This is a genomic window from Acinetobacter sp. 226-1, assembly GCF_030329325.1.
Classification (GTDB): domain Bacteria; phylum Pseudomonadota; class Gammaproteobacteria; order Pseudomonadales; family Moraxellaceae; genus Acinetobacter; species Acinetobacter sichuanensis.
In genome coordinates, this window is sequence record NZ_JACANU010000005.1 from 115933 (window position 1) to 133887 (window position 17955).

Genomic DNA, 17955 nt, shown 5'->3' on the forward strand with positions numbered 1-17955 from the left:
ATGAATGATTTATCTAGAGTGTTTAGTTTTGACCAGAGTACAACGGTTGATCTTGAGACGTTATGTCAGGAAATTCGTGAACGTGCAATCACAGGCGAGTTTGATGATCAGGCTTATGTCAGCCAAGACATGATTCAAAAGTTAAAACAATTGGGTGTATATCGTGCACTTGTGCCAAAACGTTTTGGTGGTTTGGAAGTTTCGCCAAGAACATTTTGTGAGTTAATTGAAAAATTATCTATGGCTGATGGTTCAGTGGGTTGGGTTGCAAGTTTTGGAATGAGTCCAGCTTATTTAGGTGGTTTGCCTGAGGAAACTTTGCAGCTTTTATATAAAGATTCGCCTGATATTGTATTTGCTGGCGGAATTTTCCCACCGCAACCTGCTGAAATCACAGATGAAGGTGTGGTTGTAAAAGGTCGTTGGAAGTTTTCAAGCGGTTGTATGGGGGCAGATATTGTCGGTGTAGGAATTTCTCCACGTAAAGACAATGAAGCTCAAGGTTTACCGCGTATGGCAGTATTGCCAGCACATAAAGTAAAAATTGAAATGACTTGGGATACGGTTGGTTTAAAAGGAACAGGCAGCCATGACTTAGTTGTTGAAGATGTATTGGTTGCAAAAGAGTGGACTTTTGTTCGTGGTGAGCCTTCAAAACTGTCTGAACCCTTTTTTAAATATCCATCTTTGTCTTTGGCAACACAAGTTTTGACGGTTGTAGGGATTGGCGTGGCAGCGGCTGCATTGGAAGAGTTTAAAAAACTAGCACCGGGTAAAGCGTCGATTACAGGCGGTTCAGAAATTGCGAATCGACCTGTTACACAATATGAATTTGCACAAGTGGAAGCAGAGTTTAAAGCAGCGCGTACATGGTTCTATGAAACGATGGACGCAGTATGGAATGAAATACTTGCAGGGCAAAAACCGTCAGAGCAACAGATTAGTGATATGCGTTTGTCTTGTACACATGCAGCACGTGTTGCAGCGCGTGTGGCTCGTAAAATGCAAATGTTGGCAGGGATGACTGCTATTTATACCAATAATGTGTTTAGCCGTTTTGTAAACGATACCAATGTCGTGACACAGCATGCTTTTATGGGCGACGCTACTTTACAAAATGCAGGTTCGGTAAGTTTTGGTTTAAAACCAACACCGGGTTATTTATAAGCATTTTTAGGCAAAAAAGTGAGTATTTAAGATGAATGACATGGATTTGACAGCAATCTTAGCACGTCTAAATAAGCTTGAAGCAGAGAGCGCAATCCGTAATTGCATCAATCGTTATATGGAAATCTGTGATGCATTAGATGCCAATACTGATCTGAATGAATTGATGGATTTATTTGACTCCAACAGTATTTGGGAAGGGATTGGCGAAAAATATGCCAAATCTTTTGGGCGTTATGCATCATGGCAGGCAATTTATGACATGTTCAAAAGCTATATCCAAAAAGAATCACATTTTGTCATGAATGCTCACTTTGTCAGCTCAGAACAAATTTATGTAGAACAGCAGCAGGCAAAAGCCACTTGGCTGATGTTGCAAACTTCAACGTTCCGTGATGGTCGCAGTCATTTAAATGCAGCCAAACTCAGTGTGAAGTTTCAACAACAGACAGATGGAACTTGGAAAATCAAACATTTCCAGACTGAAAATATTTTAAGTCGCCCTGTATCGCATTGGGACAGTACAGCCGAATTGCCAGTACCGACCCAAAATTAACCAAGGATAAATGAAAAAGGATCATCAAAATGAATAGTATTATTCCAATGCAGAATATTGATATTGATTATAACGAGCTTGTGCAAAGTGATCGTGCGCATACATCTTTGTATAAAGATGCCAATATCTTTGAAGATGAAATGGAAAAAATATTTTATAAAACTTGGGTTTGGGTTGCTCATGCGAGTGAAATCCCAGATGCTGGTAGTTATAAAACAATGAACATTGGTAAACAACCTGTGGTTGCAGTACGTGACCGTAAGAAAAAAGTTCATGTGCTGTTAAACCGTTGCCGTCATCGTGCTGCAACTGTTTGTGAACATAAAAAAGGTAAAACCAATAGTTTTGTTTGCCCATATCACGGTTGGAGCTATGCACTTGATGGCAGTTTACGTGGTGTGCCATCTCCTGAAAGTTATGGTGAATGTTTAGATAAATCAGAACTGCCGATGATCAGTTTACGTGTCGAAGAATATAACGGCATGATTTTCGCTTCATTTAATCATGATGTAGAGCCACTAGAAGACTTTTTAGGTGCTGCGAAAAAATGGATTGATTTGTTCATGAAACAAGGTGCAGGTTATCCTGTCAAAGTTTTAGGTGAGCACCGTTTTACGTTCCCAGGTAACTGGAAAATTCAGTTAGAAAATACAACAGATGCATATCATTTCCCATTGGTACACAAATCATTCCTCAGCTCTGTAGATGAAAAAACAGAAGAATTATTTAACTTTGAAAACCAACCAGGCTATGTCGAAGATTTGGGTAATGGTCATAGTGTGATGGTCATGATTCCTGAATTGGTTGATTTAGACGAAGAATTGATGGAACGTCCAATTCAAGAACGTTTTGAAGATTTGGCACAGGCTTTACGTGATGAAGGACATGAAGAACTTGAAGTGCGTCGTATTGTACGTGCAGTGGGTGGTTCAGGTTTTAACTTAAATATCTTCCCAAATATCGCTTGTTCAATGGCATTTTTCCGTGTAATGCAGCCGATTTCTGTAGAAAAAACTGAAATTCACCATTCTGTGATTACGATGGATGGTGGTCCTCAAATTGCCAACCAATATCGTCTACGTTTACATGAACATTTCCAAGGTCCATTTGGTTTTGGTACACCAGATGACGCTGAAGCGTGGGAACGTGTACAAAAAGGTGCAAGTGCAGGTGATGATTTGTGGATCATGCTGAATCGTGGCTTACCAGGTGAAGTGAAAACTGAAGATGGTCTAAAAAGCGATGTGAGTGCTGAAACAGGGATGCGCGCTGCTTATCAGCAGTGGAAAAAGTTGATGACGGCTTAAGGAGAGTGCCATGAAAATTGATTTGAATTTATTAAATGAAGTGACTGCTTTTATTTGGGCTGAAGCAGATATGCTCGACCATTTTGAACATGAAGCATGGTTAAGCCTGTGGAATGAACAAGGTGTTTATATTATTCCGATTGATCCGACATTGACTGATTATGAAAATAATTTGAACTATGCCTATGACAATCATCATATGCGTCAACTTCGTGTGAATCGCTTAAAAAATGGTGAAGCAATTTCAACATCACCAAAAGCCAATACTGTACGTAGTGTGTCACGAGTACGCATTATTAAAGATGAAAATGGTGAAATCGTCTTACGTTGTGCGCAGAACTTACGTGAGTTTCGTAAAGAAAATTTAAAACATTATACCGCAGATATTACATTCCATTTGGTACGTGATGCAGAACAAGGTTTTAAAATTAATCGTAAAATTATTAACTTAGTTAACTCTACAGATACTTTAGCGGGTATCAGTTACATTCTCTAGGAGAAAAAAATGAAACAGGTTGTTTTAGTGACTGGTGCTGCATCAGGTTTGGGAAATGTCATTGCTGAATATTTTGCAGCGCAAGGTCATCAGGTGATTTTATCGGCAAGTACTTTAGAAAAAGCTGAAAATGCTCAAGCACGTAGTGCACATGCAGACCATATGTTTCCTTTGAAATTAGATATTTCACAAGAAGCAGATTTTCATGCTGCTGTGGCGTGGATCGAAACGAAATTTTCTAAACTCGATGTGTTGATTAATAATGCAACAGTCACTAAGGCAACACCTGTTTTAGAAATTACAGCAGCAGATTTTGATTGGATTACCCAAGTAAATCAAAGAGGTACATTCCAAGCCTGTCAAATTATTGGGAAATATATGGCAGATAAAGGTCAAGGACGTATTATTAATATGGCGTCGTTGGCTGGGCAAAATGGTGGAACTGCAACAGGGGCACATTATGCGGCAAGCAAAGGTGCAATTGTGACCTTAACCAAAATTTTTGCGAAAGAATTTGCAGCAAAAGGGGTGACTGTAAATGCCATTGCACCAGGTCCAATGGAGTCACCTATTGTACATAGTGTCGTATCTGATGAAAAAATGGCACAGTTTATTCAAAATATTCCAGTGAAAGCCTTAGGAAGTATGGAATTTATTGCAGAAACATGTGCTTTATTGGCAAGTCCAAGTGCTGCATTTGTGACAGGTGCAACATGGGATATTAACGGCGGATTATTTATGCGTTAAGCCTTGTGCTTAATGCATAAGAGGGAGAAAAATCATGACTACACTTTATCCTGTTGTTGTTAAAAACCGTCATATTGAAGGTGAAAATGTCGCAGTTATGGAGTTTGAATCTGCGACAGCAAAAGTCCTGCCTAAAGTTGAGGCGGGTGCGCACATTGATGTGCATTTACCCAATGGTATGGTTCGACAGTATTCGCTTTGTCAAAATCCGAGCCAACAAGGCATATTTCGTTTGGGTATTTTACGTGATCCCGAATCACGTGGTGGTTCAGTTTCTGCATTTGATGACCTCAAAGATGGCATGCAAATTCAGGTCAGTGAACCTAAAAATTTATTTCCACTGGTTAAGGCAAAACATAGTGTTTTGATCGGAGGTGGCATTGGGATTACGCCACTTATTACGATGGCATACCAGTTGCAACAAGAAGGCGCTTCATTTGAACTACATTATTGTGGTGCAAGTCCTGAGCGTTGTGCTTTTGTTGATGAAATTAAAAATGGTGAACTTGCGGCATTTACAAGCTTTCATTTTAAATCGGAAGGTGCAAGCCATCGTGAGTTTTTTGAATCTGCAATCAAAGATATTGATGCAGAAAGTCATATTTATACCTGTGGTCCAAATGGGTTTATGGACTGGGTGATTAATCTGGCAACAACACAAAATTTTGCTGAAAATCAGATTCATAAAGAATATTTTCAGGTTGATATTGAAACAGGTGGCGATGCATTTGAAGTGGTTGCGCAACAAAGCGGCAAAATTATCATGGTGAATGCAGAAGAAACGATTTTACAGGCTTTGGCACGAGAAGGTATTGAAATAGAAATGTCTTGTGAACAGGGTGTATGTGGTACATGTATGTGTGATGTCATCGAAGGTGAGCCTGATCACCGAGATGTTTATTTTACTGATGAAGAAAAAGCCAGTAATGAGCAAATATTAGTCTGTTGTTCTCGGGCTAAATCTGCGCGTTTGGTGCTTGATATTTAAATTTTTCAAATAGATACCGTCCATTTAGGAATAGGACCAAAGATTCAGGAGAGAATAATGAATGCATTACAAGCAATAGAGACTATACAAATAGATCCAATGAAATTTCGTCGTGCTTTAGGTAATTTTGCGACAGGTGTGACGATTATGACTGCACAAAATGCAGAGGGCGAAAAAGTAGGCGTTACAGCAAATAGCTTTAACTCAGTCTCTTTAGACCCTGCCTTAATTTTGTGGAGTATTGATAAAAAATCTTCGAGTTTTCATGTGTTTGAACAAGCAACACACTTCGCAGTCAATGTTTTGTCAGGCTCTCAAATTGAGCTATCGAATAAATTTTCACGCCGTAATATTGATAAATATGACGGTACAAGCCATCGTGAAGGTGCAGGTGGTGCTCCAATTTTGGCACATTGCTCTGCGGTATTTGAATGTGAACGCCATCAAATTATTGAAGGTGGTGATCATTGGATTATTATTGGCAAAGTTGTAAATTTCCATGATGAAGGGCGTAGTCCATTGGTATATCACCAAGGTGCATATTCTGGTGTGACTCCACATCCTTTATTGCAAGTAAAAGATACCAATGATCATGTTGAATATGATGTTGGAGCAATGCATCAAGGGCATTTACATCGTAACGTTTGTTATTTGATGAGTCGTGCTTTTAAATTTTACCAAAATGACTATATTCCAAAACAGTTGGTGACAGGTTTTAGAACCAGTGAAGCAAGATTATTGTTAGTGCTTGGCAGTGGTACAGCGTCTAGCAAAGCTGATTTACCTCGAGATATTGCAATGCCAATGCGAGAAGTTGAGCAATCGGCGGCGATATTAGCCAAAGAAGGCTTATTGGTGGAAAATGATGGTTTTTATCATTTAACAGAAAAAGGTAAAAAAACAGCACATTATTTATTTGATATCGCCGATAGTCACCAAAATGAAGTCTTTGAAAAGTACCCTGAAAATGAAAAAGAAATTTTCATTAAAATCTTAAGAGATATTGCAGGTATTGTTTAAGACGTTTATTTACCGATAAAAAATGAAAGATTTTATCGGTAAATTTGAGAACTTGAAATTTCGATCAGTGTATTGTGCTGAGTCAATCATTAGGATGATGATTGTTGCAATATATGGTCTAAATTTTAAAAATAGCATCTATATCGATTTAAAATTCGATATATATTTTTAAAATTAACATGAAAATTACATGTATTTATGTTATAAAAATGCTAAGTCGAGAGACTTGTGATAATGAAAAATGGAGTTAAGGATATGGAAATTAAAAAAATATTACTGCTTTCAGCATTAACGACTGTTGCAGTAAATAGTTATGCAGAAATACGTATTGGTGTGGTGAGTTCATCCACTGGACCTGTTGCGATGGTCGGCATTCCACAACGTAATACAGTTGCTTTGCTGCCTAAAATGATTGGTGGTGAAAAAGTCACTTATATTTCATTGGATGATGCAAGTGACCCAACTGCCAGTGTAAAAGCAGTCAATAAACTGATCAATGAAAGTAATGTTGATGCGATTATTGGACCATCAGGTTCACCTAATGCCAATGCTGTTATCGGTACTATTGCCAAAGCGCAAGTTCCTTTATTAGCACCAGTTGGTACATCAACGGTCGTTTTACCGATGAATGAGCAACGTAAATGGGTATTTAAAACCACACAAAATGATGAGTTGATTGCAGAAGCTTTAGTCGATGATATGGTGAAGCGTAACATCAAAACTTTAGGTTTTATTGGTACAGCAGACCCTTATGGAGAAAACTGGAGCAAAGTTGTGAGTAACTTAGCAGCCAAGAAAGGGATTAAAGTCACTCAAAAAGAATCTTTTCAACGTCAAGATACGTCATTAACAGGGCAAGCGCTAAAATTAATTGCAGGTAAACCACAAGCGATTTTGGTGGCAGCACCAGGAAGTTCAGCCGTTACTCCACAAGTGGCTTTATATGACCGTGGATATCGTGGGCAAATGTACCAAACACATGGTGCAGCGTTGGATCAATTTTTAAAACTGGGTGGTAAAAAAGTTGAAAATACGATTTTAGCAGCAAGTTTAATGTTGGTGATTAATGAGGTGGCAAATACACATCCATCTAAAGCCATTGCATTGAAATATATGAATAATTATAAAAAGGCTTATGGTGAGTATCCCGCAACTTTTGGCGCTAACGTGTATGATGCAGGTTTGTTGCTTGAAAAAGCGATTCCAATTGCATTAAAGCAGTCTAAACCAGGAAATGTGAAATTCCGTCAAGCTTTACGCAATGCATTGGAACAAACCAAAGAATTGGCTGCAACACAAGGCGTTTATAACATGACACCAATGGATCATAGTGGTTTTGACAAGCGTGGACGCGTGATGATTACAGTAAAAAATGGACAATGGACGTTGTTGAAATAATTCATCTTTTTTAATTTATTAATCTGCTATTTAAAATTTAGGGTGTAAACACTCTTAGCGGAGTGTTGCCTCTAAAATAGCAAGGATCAGGCGTTATGGATTTAGATATCGCATTAATTCTTGGGCAAGATGGCATTACCAGTGGTGCAATTTATGCGTTGCTCGCATTATGTATTTTATTGGTTTTTACCGTAACCCGAATTTTACTTATTCCTTTAGGCGAGTTTAGTGTTTTTGGTGCTTTAACACTTGCTGCAATTCAAGCTGGAACACCAAGCCGTATTGTCTGGTTACTCGTCGTATTTTTTGTTGTGCAATTGCTTATAGATGCTTATGTGAGTTTAAAAAATAACGCAAAGTTTAATTTAAAGAGTCATAGTCTATGGGGGTTTTATATTGCGCTCATCACAGCTGCAATGTATTTTTTGCCTTTAGCAGAGCTACCAATTTTTGTTCAAGTCATATTGGCTTTGGCTGTGGTTACACCGCTAGGTCCACAAATTTATCGTTTATTTTTCCAACCTTTAGTGGCTGCTAAGCCTTTAGTTCTACTGATTGTTTCGATTGCTGTGCATGTCGCATTGGTCGGAATCGGACTATTAATTTTTGGTCCAAATGGTGCGCAAACTAAACCCTTTAGCGAAGCGACTTTTGAGCTTGGTAGTTTGGTTGTGAGTAGTCAAACTTTATATATCTTATTTGCTTTTTTTAGCATGATTATTTTGTTGTGGTATTTTTTTGGTAAAACACTCTACGGCAAAGCATTAAGAGCAACGGCTGTGAATCGAGTGGGTGCTCAGCTCATGGGAATTTCTCCTATTTTTGCAGGAAAAATCACTTTTGCGATGGCTGCATTTATGGGGGCATTTGCAGGAATTCTCATTGCACCGATTACAACTTTATATTATGACTCAGGCTTTATTATCAGTTTAAAAGGATTTGTGGGCGCGATTATTGGCGGTTTAGCAAGCTTTCCTGTTGCTGCAATCGGTTCTGTTGTTGTTGGTATTATTGAAGCATTTTCAATGTTTTGGGCAAGTGACTATAAAGAAATCATTGTATTTACCTTGATTATTCCATTTTTACTTTGGAAGTCTTTAACCTCTCGTCAAATTGAGGAGGATCATGAATGAAGTCTAAGTATTTATTTATGGGCTTTGTTGCGCTCATGGCAATCAGTCCTTTTTTGCTACCAACCTATCAAGTCACATTATTAAATTATATTGGTCTAAATGCCTTAGTGGTTTTGGGTTTAGTCTTACTCACAGGCGTTGGTGGCATGACCAGTTTTGGTCAGGCGGCATTGGTGGGAATTGGTGCTTATTCAACAGCGTATTTAACTGTGACAGAGCAGCTTCCACAATTTTTAGCATGGACAGGAGGAAGTCCTTGGGCAGCCTTGTTGTTGGGAATATTCATTACTGTGGTTTCTGCACTTTTAGTCGGTGGATTAACCTTAAAACTGTCGGGGCATTATTTACCTTTAGGCACAATTGCTTGGGGAATTTCTTTATATTATTTTTTCTCAACCATTGAAACATTAGGTGGGCATTCAGGGATTTCAAATATTCCAAATATTGCGATTGCAGGTTATGCCTTAGATACCAATAACAAAATGTTTTATCTGATTTGGTTTATTTTATTTATTGCGATTATTTTGACTAAAAACTTACTTAACTCAAGAGAAGGTCGTGCGATTCGTGCGCTTAAAGGTGGGCAAGTTATGGCAGAGTCTATGGGGGTGAATACCTTTAGATCAAAAATGGTCGTATTTATTATTTCTTCAGTTTTTGCGTCTATTTCTGGTTGGTTATATGCACATAATCAGTCCTTTATTAACCCAACGCCATTTGGTCTACAAATGGGGATTGATTACCTATTTATGGCTTTACTCGGTGGGGTAAGTAGTATTTGGGGTGCAATTTTTGGTGCAGGCATTTTTACAATGATGCGCCAATGGTTACAAGACCTCATGCCTGTATTATTTGGTAATGAAGGACAATATGAAACGATTGTCTTTGGCTTAATGATTGTTGTGTTGATGCAAAAAGCACCATCTGGTTTATGGCCGATGTTGGTAAAGTTACTTCCTCAGCGTTTTAAAGCCAATGATTTACATACTGTTTTAACTGAACCTACGCAAAAACTACCCAGCTTAGATTTACCTGCCAAAGGCACAGTCATTTTAGAAGCGAAAAATGTCACAAAAAAATTTGGTGGTTTAGTTGCCAATAACAATATGAATTTAAAAATTCATGCAGGTGAAATATTAGCCCTGATTGGTCCAAATGGTGCAGGTAAAAGTACCATGTTTAATCAACTTTCGGGAGTCGATGTACCAACCAGTGGTGAAGTGATTTTTTTAGGTGAAAAAATTAATGGCAAGCATTCTCGTGAGATCGCGAAAAAAGGACTCAGTCGGACTTTTCAGCATGTCAAAATTTTACCTGAAATGACAGTGCTCGAAAATGTCGTGATTGGCGCGCATTTACGTGGCAAAAAAGGCGTATGGGCATCTTTATTTCGCTTAGATCGTGAAGAAGAAAACAATCTTTTAAATGAAGCTAAATATCAATTAGAACGTGTCGGTTTAGGTGAATATCTTTATACCGAAGCGGGCAGTTTAGCATTAGGGCAACAGCGTATTTTAGAAATTGCACGTGCTTTGTGTGCGCACCCAAGTTTATTGTTACTAGATGAACCCGCAGCAGGTTTACGCTTCAAAGAAAAGCAAGCTTTGGCTGATTTATTAAGCAAACTAAAAGCTGAAGGCATGGCAATTTTACTGGTTGAACATGATATGGATTTTGTCATGAACTTGGTTGATCAGGTTGTCGTGATGGAGTTTGGTGAGAAAATTGCAGAAGGCTTACCAGAAGATGTACAAAAAGATGAGGCGGTGTTAGAGGCGTATTTAGGAGGTGTAGCATGAGCATCGTAACAGCAAATACGCAAGGAAAAAGCTTACTTGAAGTCAATAACTTAAGTGTCGCTTATGGCAAAGTCGAAGCTTTAATGAACTTTAATATGCGAGTGAATGAAGGACAAATTGTTTCTGTTGTGGGTCCAAATGGTGCAGGAAAAACCACATTACTTTCAGCCATTATGGGGGTGTTGGGTTCAAAAGGTCAGGTTGAGTTTGATGGTCAAGTCGAACAATGCCCACAAATTGAAAGAATGGTGGTACGTGGTTTAGGACTTGTCCCTGAAAAAAGAGAACTTTTCAGTACCATGACGATTGAAGATAATTTAATGCTGGGTGGCTTTCAGCGTTATCGTCATGGTGATCGGGCTTTAAAAGAAACCTTAGATGAAGTTTATACCATTTTTCCTCGTTTAAAAGAGCGTCGTATTCAAGAGGCAGGTACGCTTTCAGGTGGTGAACGTCAAATGTTAGCCGTGGGACGTGCTTTAATGGCAAAACCAAAATTGTTAATGCTTGATGAGCCAAGTTTGGGGCTTGCACCTTTAATTACCCGTGAAATTTTTAAAATTATTGATCAATTGCGTGGACAGGGTGTATCAATTTTATTGGTTGAACAAAATGCTCGTGCTGCACTAAAACTTGCTGATTATGCTTATGTACTTGAAATGGGTGAATTATCTATGCAAGGAACAGGGCAAGATTTAGTTGAAGATCCTAGAATTATTGAAAGTTATTTGGGAATTAACAGTAAACATCAGGACATTCTGGCAATTTAGTAGGGAGTTTTGTGATGCAAAAAAATGCCAAAATTGCCATTTTAGGAGCAGGTGCAATCGGTTGCACCTTAGCAGCACGACTTATTTTATCGGGTTGTGATAGCGTTAGCTTGATCGCACGTGGTGAAAATTTTCAAGTTTTATCAAAGCAAGGTATTTATCTTAAAGATTTAACAGGTGAATATCACGTGCAGCCCTACCAAGTGGTTGAAGACTTAACCCAGTTAGATAAGCAAGACATTGTTTTTATTGCCACAAAATCCAATGCCTTGCCACAAATTGTGCAATCACTTCAGCATGTTTTACATGCAGAGAGTTTAGTTATTCCTTTAATGAATGGTATTCCTTTTTGGTATTTTTATCAGCAGGAAGCACAACAAGATATTCCTGTAGTGAAATGTTTAGATGCAGATCAGCAATTAATTCAACAGTTTCCTTTAGTACATTTAATCGGTGCGGTTGTATTTATTACCGCAGAGCTAAAAAGCTATGGAAAAGTTGAGTCGAATAATCCGTATTTATTGATTTTAGGTGAACCTACTCATCAAATTACATCACGTATAACAGCAGTTAAAAAAATCTTTGTTGATACAGAAATTGAGTTGCGAATTACAGAACATATTCGAGATCAGATTTGGACGAAAGTGATTGCAAACTTAAGTTCAAATCCTTTGTCAGTTGTGGCAGGAGCCACATTAAAAGATATTTATTCACATCCTTATTTACGTGAAATTACGTTGCAAATTACACAAGAAGTACGGCAAGTTGCAGCAAGTTATGGCGCCCGTATCAGTATAGACCCAATGACTTTTTTACAACTTGGTGCAGATATGGGCGAGATTCATACGTCAATGTGGTATGACTATCAAAAAAAACAACCTTTAGAAATGGCAGGTATTGCAGAAGCAGTTTTAGAGCTAGCAGAGCGCTTTAACTGTCCGATGCCAGTCACCAAACATATTTGTAATCTTACACATTATTTGAGTCAACAATCACTTCAACCTTAAAAAGGATTTTTATGAATGCAAGTGTAAAACCCATCAGTATGTGTCAGCAGGAGTGGGAACTGCGCGTAAAATTGGCACATTGCTACCATTTGGTCGATTATTTTGGTTGGACAGAAACCATTTTTAACCATATTTCAGCACGTCTTGAGGGCGATGAAAATCATTATTTAGTCAATCCTTTTGGGCTAAATTATAGTGAAATTACACCTGAAAATTTACTCAAAGTTGATTTAGATGGTCATAAAGTTGAACCCTCTGAATATGATGCAAACCCAGCAGGTTTTGCTTTACATAGCGCAGTACATGGCGCACGACATGATATTCGTTGCCTCATTCATACCCATACCACACCAATTAGCGCAGTGGTACAAAAGAAAAATGGTTTTTCCTATGATAGTTTTTATGGTGCGCAACTCTATGGGCGTGTGGCTTATCATGCTTTTGAGGGAATTACTTTATTTGCAGAAGAAAAACAGCGCATGATTGAAAATTTGGCAGATAAACATATTTTAGTGCTGCGGAATCATGGAATTGCAGTAGGAGAAAATAGCATTGAAAAAGCATTTTTCTTACTTTGGACTGTACAACGCGCGGCTGAAATTCAGTGTCAAGCAGGCGCACTAGGAGGCGAAGACTATCCATTAAGTGAAGAAGTAAAACAAAAATGCACAGATCTAACCGCAATGCTGATTCGTGACAGTGGTTTTGCCATTAAATTTTTTAATGCGATGGTGCGTAAAATGCAAGCAACAACAGCTTGATAGAACAAGCTTAATCAACAGGGAAAATGTGATGAGTATTATTTTAAAAGAAAAAATTGAAGCAAAAGCTGCATGGATCGGTAAGGATTTAGCACAAAATCAACAAAATTGGATTTATCAACTTTCACCACATAGTTTAACGGTATTTGATCAGGCACTCAAACAAGTTGAAGCGAAACATTTAACTGCACCACATTTTACTCAGCAAGACTTTTTGATTGATGATCAAGATGTATTAGCAGAAATCGCACATTGGGCAGATGAACTCGAAAATGGTTATGGTTTTTTTGTACTGCGAGGTTTATCGGCAGAGATCTACTCTGAAACACAATTAGCCATTATTTATTATGGTTTAGGTTTATATTTGGGTGAACCTGTAACTCAAAATCCAAAAGGGGACTTGATTGGCTTTGTACAAAATGTCGGTGATCAAAGCCAAAAATCGACACGGGTTTATGAGACAAATGCTTATTTACCTTATCATACTGACTTATCGGATGCAGTTGGACTACTCTGTATTCGTAAAGCCAAAGAAGGTGGTTTGAGTAGTTTAGTCAGTGCGGCTACCATTTATAATAAAATTTTAGTCGAATATCCTGAATATCTAAGTTATTTTTATCATCCGATGCCTTGTGCGCATTTAGGTGATGATATTGAACCACTTACGCCTATTTTTAGCTTTTATCAAAATAAATTAAGTTGTCGTTATATGCGTGCATATATTGAACTTGGACATGAATATCAAAACTTTAAAATTTCTCAAGTTCAAAAAGAAGCTTTAGATCTTTTTGATCATTTTATTCATGATCCTGATTTACGTTTAGATATGATGTTAGAATCGGGCGATATCCAATTTTGTAATAATTATGCAGTGATGCATTCTCGAACAGGATTTATAGATGATGAACATCCTGAAAAAAATCGTAAATTATTGCGCCTTTGGTTAAAAATGCCAAATGCACGTATGTTATCGCCAGAGTTCCCAGGCAGAAATGGTATAGCGGTTAAAGCAGCTTAAGAGATTAAACATTAAATTTAAAAAATGCTTTAAATGTAAGGTTCATTTGAGGCATTTTTTGTTTGAGATAAAGGATAAAACATAAAAAAAGATGTAATGTCGAAACACTACATCAGAAGAGGAAACATAAAAATAAAACAGAATTAATTCAAAATACCACGTAGAGCTTGCGTAAATTCTGTTGGGCATTCGATATTTGAAATATGAGAAGCATTAATTTCAAATAGCTGACTATTTGCAATGCGATCAACCATATACTGACCATCTGCAACCGTAGTTACAGGATCTTGCTGACCTGCGATTACAAGGACTGGAACTGTAATATTTTTCAATTCTTCACGTAAATCTGCTTTAGCCAAAGCTTCGCAACAACTTGCATAACCTTCTGCGCTGCCAGCTGCTAAGTCGTTACTTAAAGATTGTACAGTTGCGGCTTGGCTTTGGATAAAGCTTTCCGTAAACCATCTTGATGCCGCAGTTGCAGCAATGGTTTGCAGACCTTGTTGGCGTACTAAAGCAGCACGCTCATTCCATGCTTGTTCTTGTCCAATTTTTGCTGCGGTATTACATACAACAACATGATTAAAACGCTCTGGCTTATGAATAGCAAGCCATTGACCCGTTAAACCACCCATTGAAATACCACAGAATGTTGCTTTTTCAACCTGTAAATGGTCTAACAAATTCACAACATCTTGCCCAAGTTGTTCAATACAATATGGACCTTGTGGTGCAGAAGAAGCGCCATGTCCACGTGTATCATAGCAAATCACAAAGAAATCATTTTGCAATGCATCAATTTGCGGTTGCCACATGCTGTATTTTGTACCCAATGAGTTAGAAAATACAATTGCAGGCTGACTTGCATCACCAAAAGTTTGGTAATTAATTTGGGCATCATTGGATGTAAATGTTGGCATTTTTTTTCCTCATTCTCTTTCCTCCTTGCGAAATGATATTCCTCATCCTTTAAGAAAGGAGGGAAGAAAGAGCAGTTATCTTTGTATAAAAAATCCCCCTAAATCCCCCTTTTTTTAAAGAGGGACTTTACTTAGGAGGGATTAAACACGTTCAATAATCAAAGCAATGCCTTGACCCACACCGATACACATTGAGCAAAGGGCATATTTGCCACCTGTTGCTTCAAGCTGATTCAGCGCTGTGATCACCAAACGTGCGCCTGATGCACCGAGTGGATGACCCAAAGCAATCGCACCACCATTTGGATTGACTTTCTCTGAACCATCGGCAATACCTAAATCACGCGTTACTGCCAATGCTTGTGCTGCAAAAGCTTCGTTCAGTTCAATCACATCCATCTGCTCAAGGCTTAAACCTGTTTGAGCAAGCAATTTTTTGATCGCAGGTGCAGGACCAAAGCCCATAATGCGAGGTTCAACACCAACAGTAGTTGCACCAATCACTTTGGCACGGGCTTTTAAACCATATTTTTCAACAGCTTCATCAGAAGCGATGAGCAATGCTGCTGCACCATCGTTAATCCCTGAAGCATTGCCCGCAGTGACTGTACCTTCAGCTTTCACTACAGGTTTTAACTTGGTTAATGCTTCAATGGTGGTTGCACGTGGATGTTCATCTTTTGCAACAACAATGGCATCACCTTTGCGCTGTGGAATGGTCACCGCAATAATTTCTTTGTCGAAGAAACCTTTTGCCTGCGCAGCAGCAGTACGTTGCTGACTGGTCAAAGCGAACTGATCTTGATCGGCACGGTTAATGTTGAATTGCTCAGCCACGTTTTCCGCAGTTTGAGGCATGGTTTCAACACCATACATTTCTTTGAGTTTTGGATTGATAAAACGCCATCCCATAGTGGTGTCTTCAAGCTTTTGTGCACGACCATAAGCAGATTCAGATTTACCCATGACAAATGGCGCACGTGACATCGATTCTACACCACCTGCAATAATCAAATCTGCTTCACCTGCTTTAATCGCACGTGCTGCCATTGCCACAGCATCAAGCGATGAACCACATAAACGGTTGACTGTGGTTGCAGGCACTTGGTATGGCACACCTGCAAGAAGTGCAGACATACGACCGACGTTACGGTTGTCTTCACCTGCTTGGTTGGCACAGCCATAAATCACATCATCGACTTTTTCCCAGTTCACTGATGGATTACGTTCAATTAAAGCTTTAATTGGCAATGCGCCTAAGTCATCTGTACGTACAGGTGCAAGTCCACCTGCATAGCGACCGAATGGGGTACGGATGGCATCGATAATGTATGCGTTTTTCATTTTTAAATCCTTTACCTCCCTTAATCCCTCCTGAAAGGCGGGAGACTTTCCAATGAAAAATAAATATTTATTGGTCAAAGTCCCCCTTTGAAAAAGGGGGATTTAGGGGGATTCTGTATATTTCTAAAGTGTCTTAAACCGTCGCATCAATCAATTTTGCACCCGTCAACGACTGCAATTCTTCAAATGAAAGACCTTCAACTTTTTCAATCACTTTCATGCCTTCAGCAGTCACATCAATCACGCACAGGTCAGTGTAAATACGGTCTACACATTTCAAACCTGTAGCAGGATAAGTCAGCTCTGCCACGATTTTTGGCTCGCCTTTTTTGGTTACGTGATCTGTGGTGATAAATACTTTTTTCGCACCAACGGCTAAGTCCATTGCACCGCCAACCGCAGGAATCGCATCAGGTGCGCCTGTATGCCAGTTCGCCAAATCACCATTTTCAGCAATCTGGAAAGCACCTAAAACAGCGATGTCTAAATGACCACCACGCATCATGGCAAATGAGTCACCGTGATGGAAGAAAGCACCGCCATCCAGTAAAGTCACAAATTCTTTACCTGCATTGATCAGTTCAGGGTCACGATCTTCTTCTGCAGGTGGTGGACCAAAAGCCAAAAGACCATTTTCAGAATGTAAAAATACGTCTTTGTCGCTTGGTAAATAGCTTGAAATTTTAGTTGGTAAACCAATGCCTAAGTTAACATAAGCACCATCAGGAATGTCTTGTGCCACACGCTCAGCAATTTGATCACGGCTTAATTTTGTATAACTCATTTTAAATTCTCCGTAGCCAATTATTGAGCAGGTTTTACTTGTACAACATGTTGTACAAAAATACCCGGTGTGATGATATGTTCAGGATCTAAAGCACCCAACTCTACAACTTCAGACACTTGTGCAATGGTCACATCTGCTGCCATTGCCATAATTGGACCAAAGTTACGTGCAGATTTACGGTATACGAGGTTACCCCAACGGTCGCCTTGTTGTGCTTTAATGAGGGCAAAATCCGCTTTGATTGGATTTTCTAAAACGAAATCTTTACCTTCATAGTTTAAGGTCGGTTTGCCTTCAGCGAGCAAAGTCCCAAAACCTGTCGGTGTGTAGATTGGACCTAAGCCCATGCCTGCAGCCTGAATACGGCAAGCCAAGTTACCTTGAGGTACAAGTTCTAACTCGATTTTGCCAGCACGGTAGAGTTCATCGAACACCCAAGAGTCAGACTGACGAGGGAAAGAGCAAATGATTTTACGGACAGCACCCGCTTTGAGCAGTTTAGCTAGACCATAGTCGCCATTACCTGCGTTATTATTAACAATCACAAGGTCTTTGATGCCGAGCTCAATCAAACCATCGATCAGTTCTGCAGGTTGTCCAGCCGTACCAAAACCGCCAATCATGACGGTTGAACCATCTTTAATCTGTGAAAGAGCTTCTTTAAGAGAAGCTGAGCTTTTATCAATCATGTGATTAACCTTATCTACATTTTCATAAATTGCTATGCATAAATATTT

Annotated in this window: 18 protein-coding genes; 14 read left to right on the forward strand and 4 right to left on the reverse strand. The window is 38.9% G+C overall.

The features are described 5' to 3' along the window. The 14 genes from HX124_RS10520 to HX124_RS10585 all read left to right on the forward strand — a co-directional run bounded on the left by HX124_RS10520 (window position 1) and on the right by HX124_RS10585 (window position 14167). Window positions 1-1167, forward strand: coding sequence for an acyl-CoA dehydrogenase family protein (locus tag HX124_RS10520; protein ID WP_286383460.1), 1167 nt, complete (start codon window positions 1-3; stop codon window positions 1165-1167). A 31-nt stretch (window positions 1168-1198) separates the two neighbouring features. Then, complete coding sequence (locus tag HX124_RS10525) at window positions 1199-1723, forward strand: nuclear transport factor 2 family protein (protein WP_286383461.1); 525 nt, start codon at window positions 1199-1201, stop codon at window positions 1721-1723. Window positions 1724-1752: 29 nt separating this feature from the next. Next, window positions 1753-3030: an aromatic ring-hydroxylating oxygenase subunit alpha gene (locus HX124_RS10530; RefSeq protein ID WP_107007953.1), complete on the forward strand. Its 1278-nt coding sequence runs from the start codon at window positions 1753-1755 to the stop codon at window positions 3028-3030. 10 nt (window positions 3031-3040) lie between these two features. Beyond that, the gene (locus tag HX124_RS10535; RefSeq protein ID WP_286377467.1) at window positions 3041-3526 is read left to right on the forward strand and encodes an aromatic-ring-hydroxylating dioxygenase subunit beta; all 486 of its coding nucleotides are present in this window, start codon (window positions 3041-3043) and stop codon (window positions 3524-3526) included. A 9-nt stretch (window positions 3527-3535) separates the two neighbouring features. Next, window positions 3536-4273 carry an SDR family NAD(P)-dependent oxidoreductase gene (locus HX124_RS10540; RefSeq protein ID WP_286383462.1) on the forward strand — a complete coding sequence of 246 codons (738 nt, stop codon included), beginning with the start codon at window positions 3536-3538 and terminating at the stop codon, window positions 4271-4273. Window positions 4274-4307: 34 nt separating this feature from the next. Next, a complete protein-coding gene (locus HX124_RS10545; RefSeq protein WP_286383463.1) occupies window positions 4308-5261 on the forward strand; it encodes a PDR/VanB family oxidoreductase in 954 nt (317 codons plus the stop codon). A gap of 54 nt (window positions 5262-5315) precedes the next feature. Further along, the gene (locus HX124_RS10550; protein WP_286383474.1) at window positions 5316-6281 is read left to right on the forward strand and encodes a p-hydroxyphenylacetate 3-hydroxylase reductase component; all 966 of its coding nucleotides are present in this window, start codon (window positions 5316-5318) and stop codon (window positions 6279-6281) included. Window positions 6282-6536: 255 nt separating this feature from the next. Further along, window positions 6537-7679: an ABC transporter substrate-binding protein gene (locus HX124_RS10555; RefSeq protein WP_286383464.1), complete on the forward strand. Its 1143-nt coding sequence runs from the start codon at window positions 6537-6539 to the stop codon at window positions 7677-7679. Window positions 7680-7774: 95 nt separating this feature from the next. Continuing rightward, on the forward strand, window positions 7775-8812 hold the full coding sequence (locus HX124_RS10560) for a branched-chain amino acid ABC transporter permease (RefSeq protein ID WP_286383465.1): 1038 nt from the start codon (window positions 7775-7777) through the stop codon (window positions 8810-8812). Then, window positions 8809-10611, forward strand: coding sequence for a branched-chain amino acid ABC transporter ATP-binding protein/permease (locus HX124_RS10565; protein WP_286377471.1), 1803 nt, complete (start codon window positions 8809-8811; stop codon window positions 10609-10611). The genes HX124_RS10560 and HX124_RS10565 overlap by 4 nt, the downstream gene beginning before the upstream one ends. Further along, window positions 10608-11381 (forward strand): ABC transporter ATP-binding protein, encoded by a 774-nt coding sequence (locus tag HX124_RS10570; protein WP_286377472.1) that lies wholly within the window; start codon window positions 10608-10610, stop codon window positions 11379-11381. The genes HX124_RS10565 and HX124_RS10570 overlap by 4 nt, the downstream gene beginning before the upstream one ends. A 14-nt stretch (window positions 11382-11395) precedes the next feature. After that, window positions 11396-12388 carry a ketopantoate reductase family protein gene (locus HX124_RS10575; protein ID WP_286383466.1) on the forward strand — a complete coding sequence of 331 codons (993 nt, stop codon included), beginning with the start codon at window positions 11396-11398 and terminating at the stop codon, window positions 12386-12388. A gap of 11 nt (window positions 12389-12399) precedes the next feature. Further along, a complete protein-coding gene (locus tag HX124_RS10580) occupies window positions 12400-13149 on the forward strand; it encodes a class II aldolase/adducin family protein (protein WP_286377474.1) in 750 nt (249 codons plus the stop codon). Window positions 13150-13180: 31 nt separating this feature from the next. Further along, on the forward strand, window positions 13181-14167 hold the full coding sequence (locus HX124_RS10585) for a TauD/TfdA family dioxygenase (RefSeq protein WP_286383467.1): 987 nt from the start codon (window positions 13181-13183) through the stop codon (window positions 14165-14167). A gap of 143 nt (window positions 14168-14310) precedes the next feature. Here HX124_RS10585 and pcaD read toward each other — a convergent pair whose 3' ends face one another. The 4 genes from pcaD to HX124_RS10605 form a co-directional block, all read right to left on the reverse strand. After that, window positions 14311-15087: a 3-oxoadipate enol-lactonase gene (gene pcaD, locus HX124_RS10590; RefSeq protein WP_107007941.1), complete on the reverse strand. Its 777-nt coding sequence runs from the start codon at window positions 15085-15087 to the stop codon at window positions 14311-14313. Between the two features lie 141 nt (window positions 15088-15228). Continuing rightward, window positions 15229-16431, reverse strand: coding sequence for a 3-oxoadipyl-CoA thiolase (gene pcaF, locus HX124_RS10595; RefSeq protein WP_286418688.1), 1203 nt, complete (start codon window positions 16429-16431; stop codon window positions 15229-15231). Between the two features lie 133 nt (window positions 16432-16564). Next, complete coding sequence (locus HX124_RS10600) at window positions 16565-17215, reverse strand: 3-oxoacid CoA-transferase subunit B (RefSeq protein ID WP_107007738.1); 651 nt, start codon at window positions 17213-17215, stop codon at window positions 16565-16567. Window positions 17216-17235: 20 nt separating this feature from the next. After that, window positions 17236-17907: a 3-oxoacid CoA-transferase subunit A gene (locus HX124_RS10605; protein WP_286418690.1), complete on the reverse strand. Its 672-nt coding sequence runs from the start codon at window positions 17905-17907 to the stop codon at window positions 17236-17238. Window positions 17908-17955: the final 48 nt, after the last annotated feature.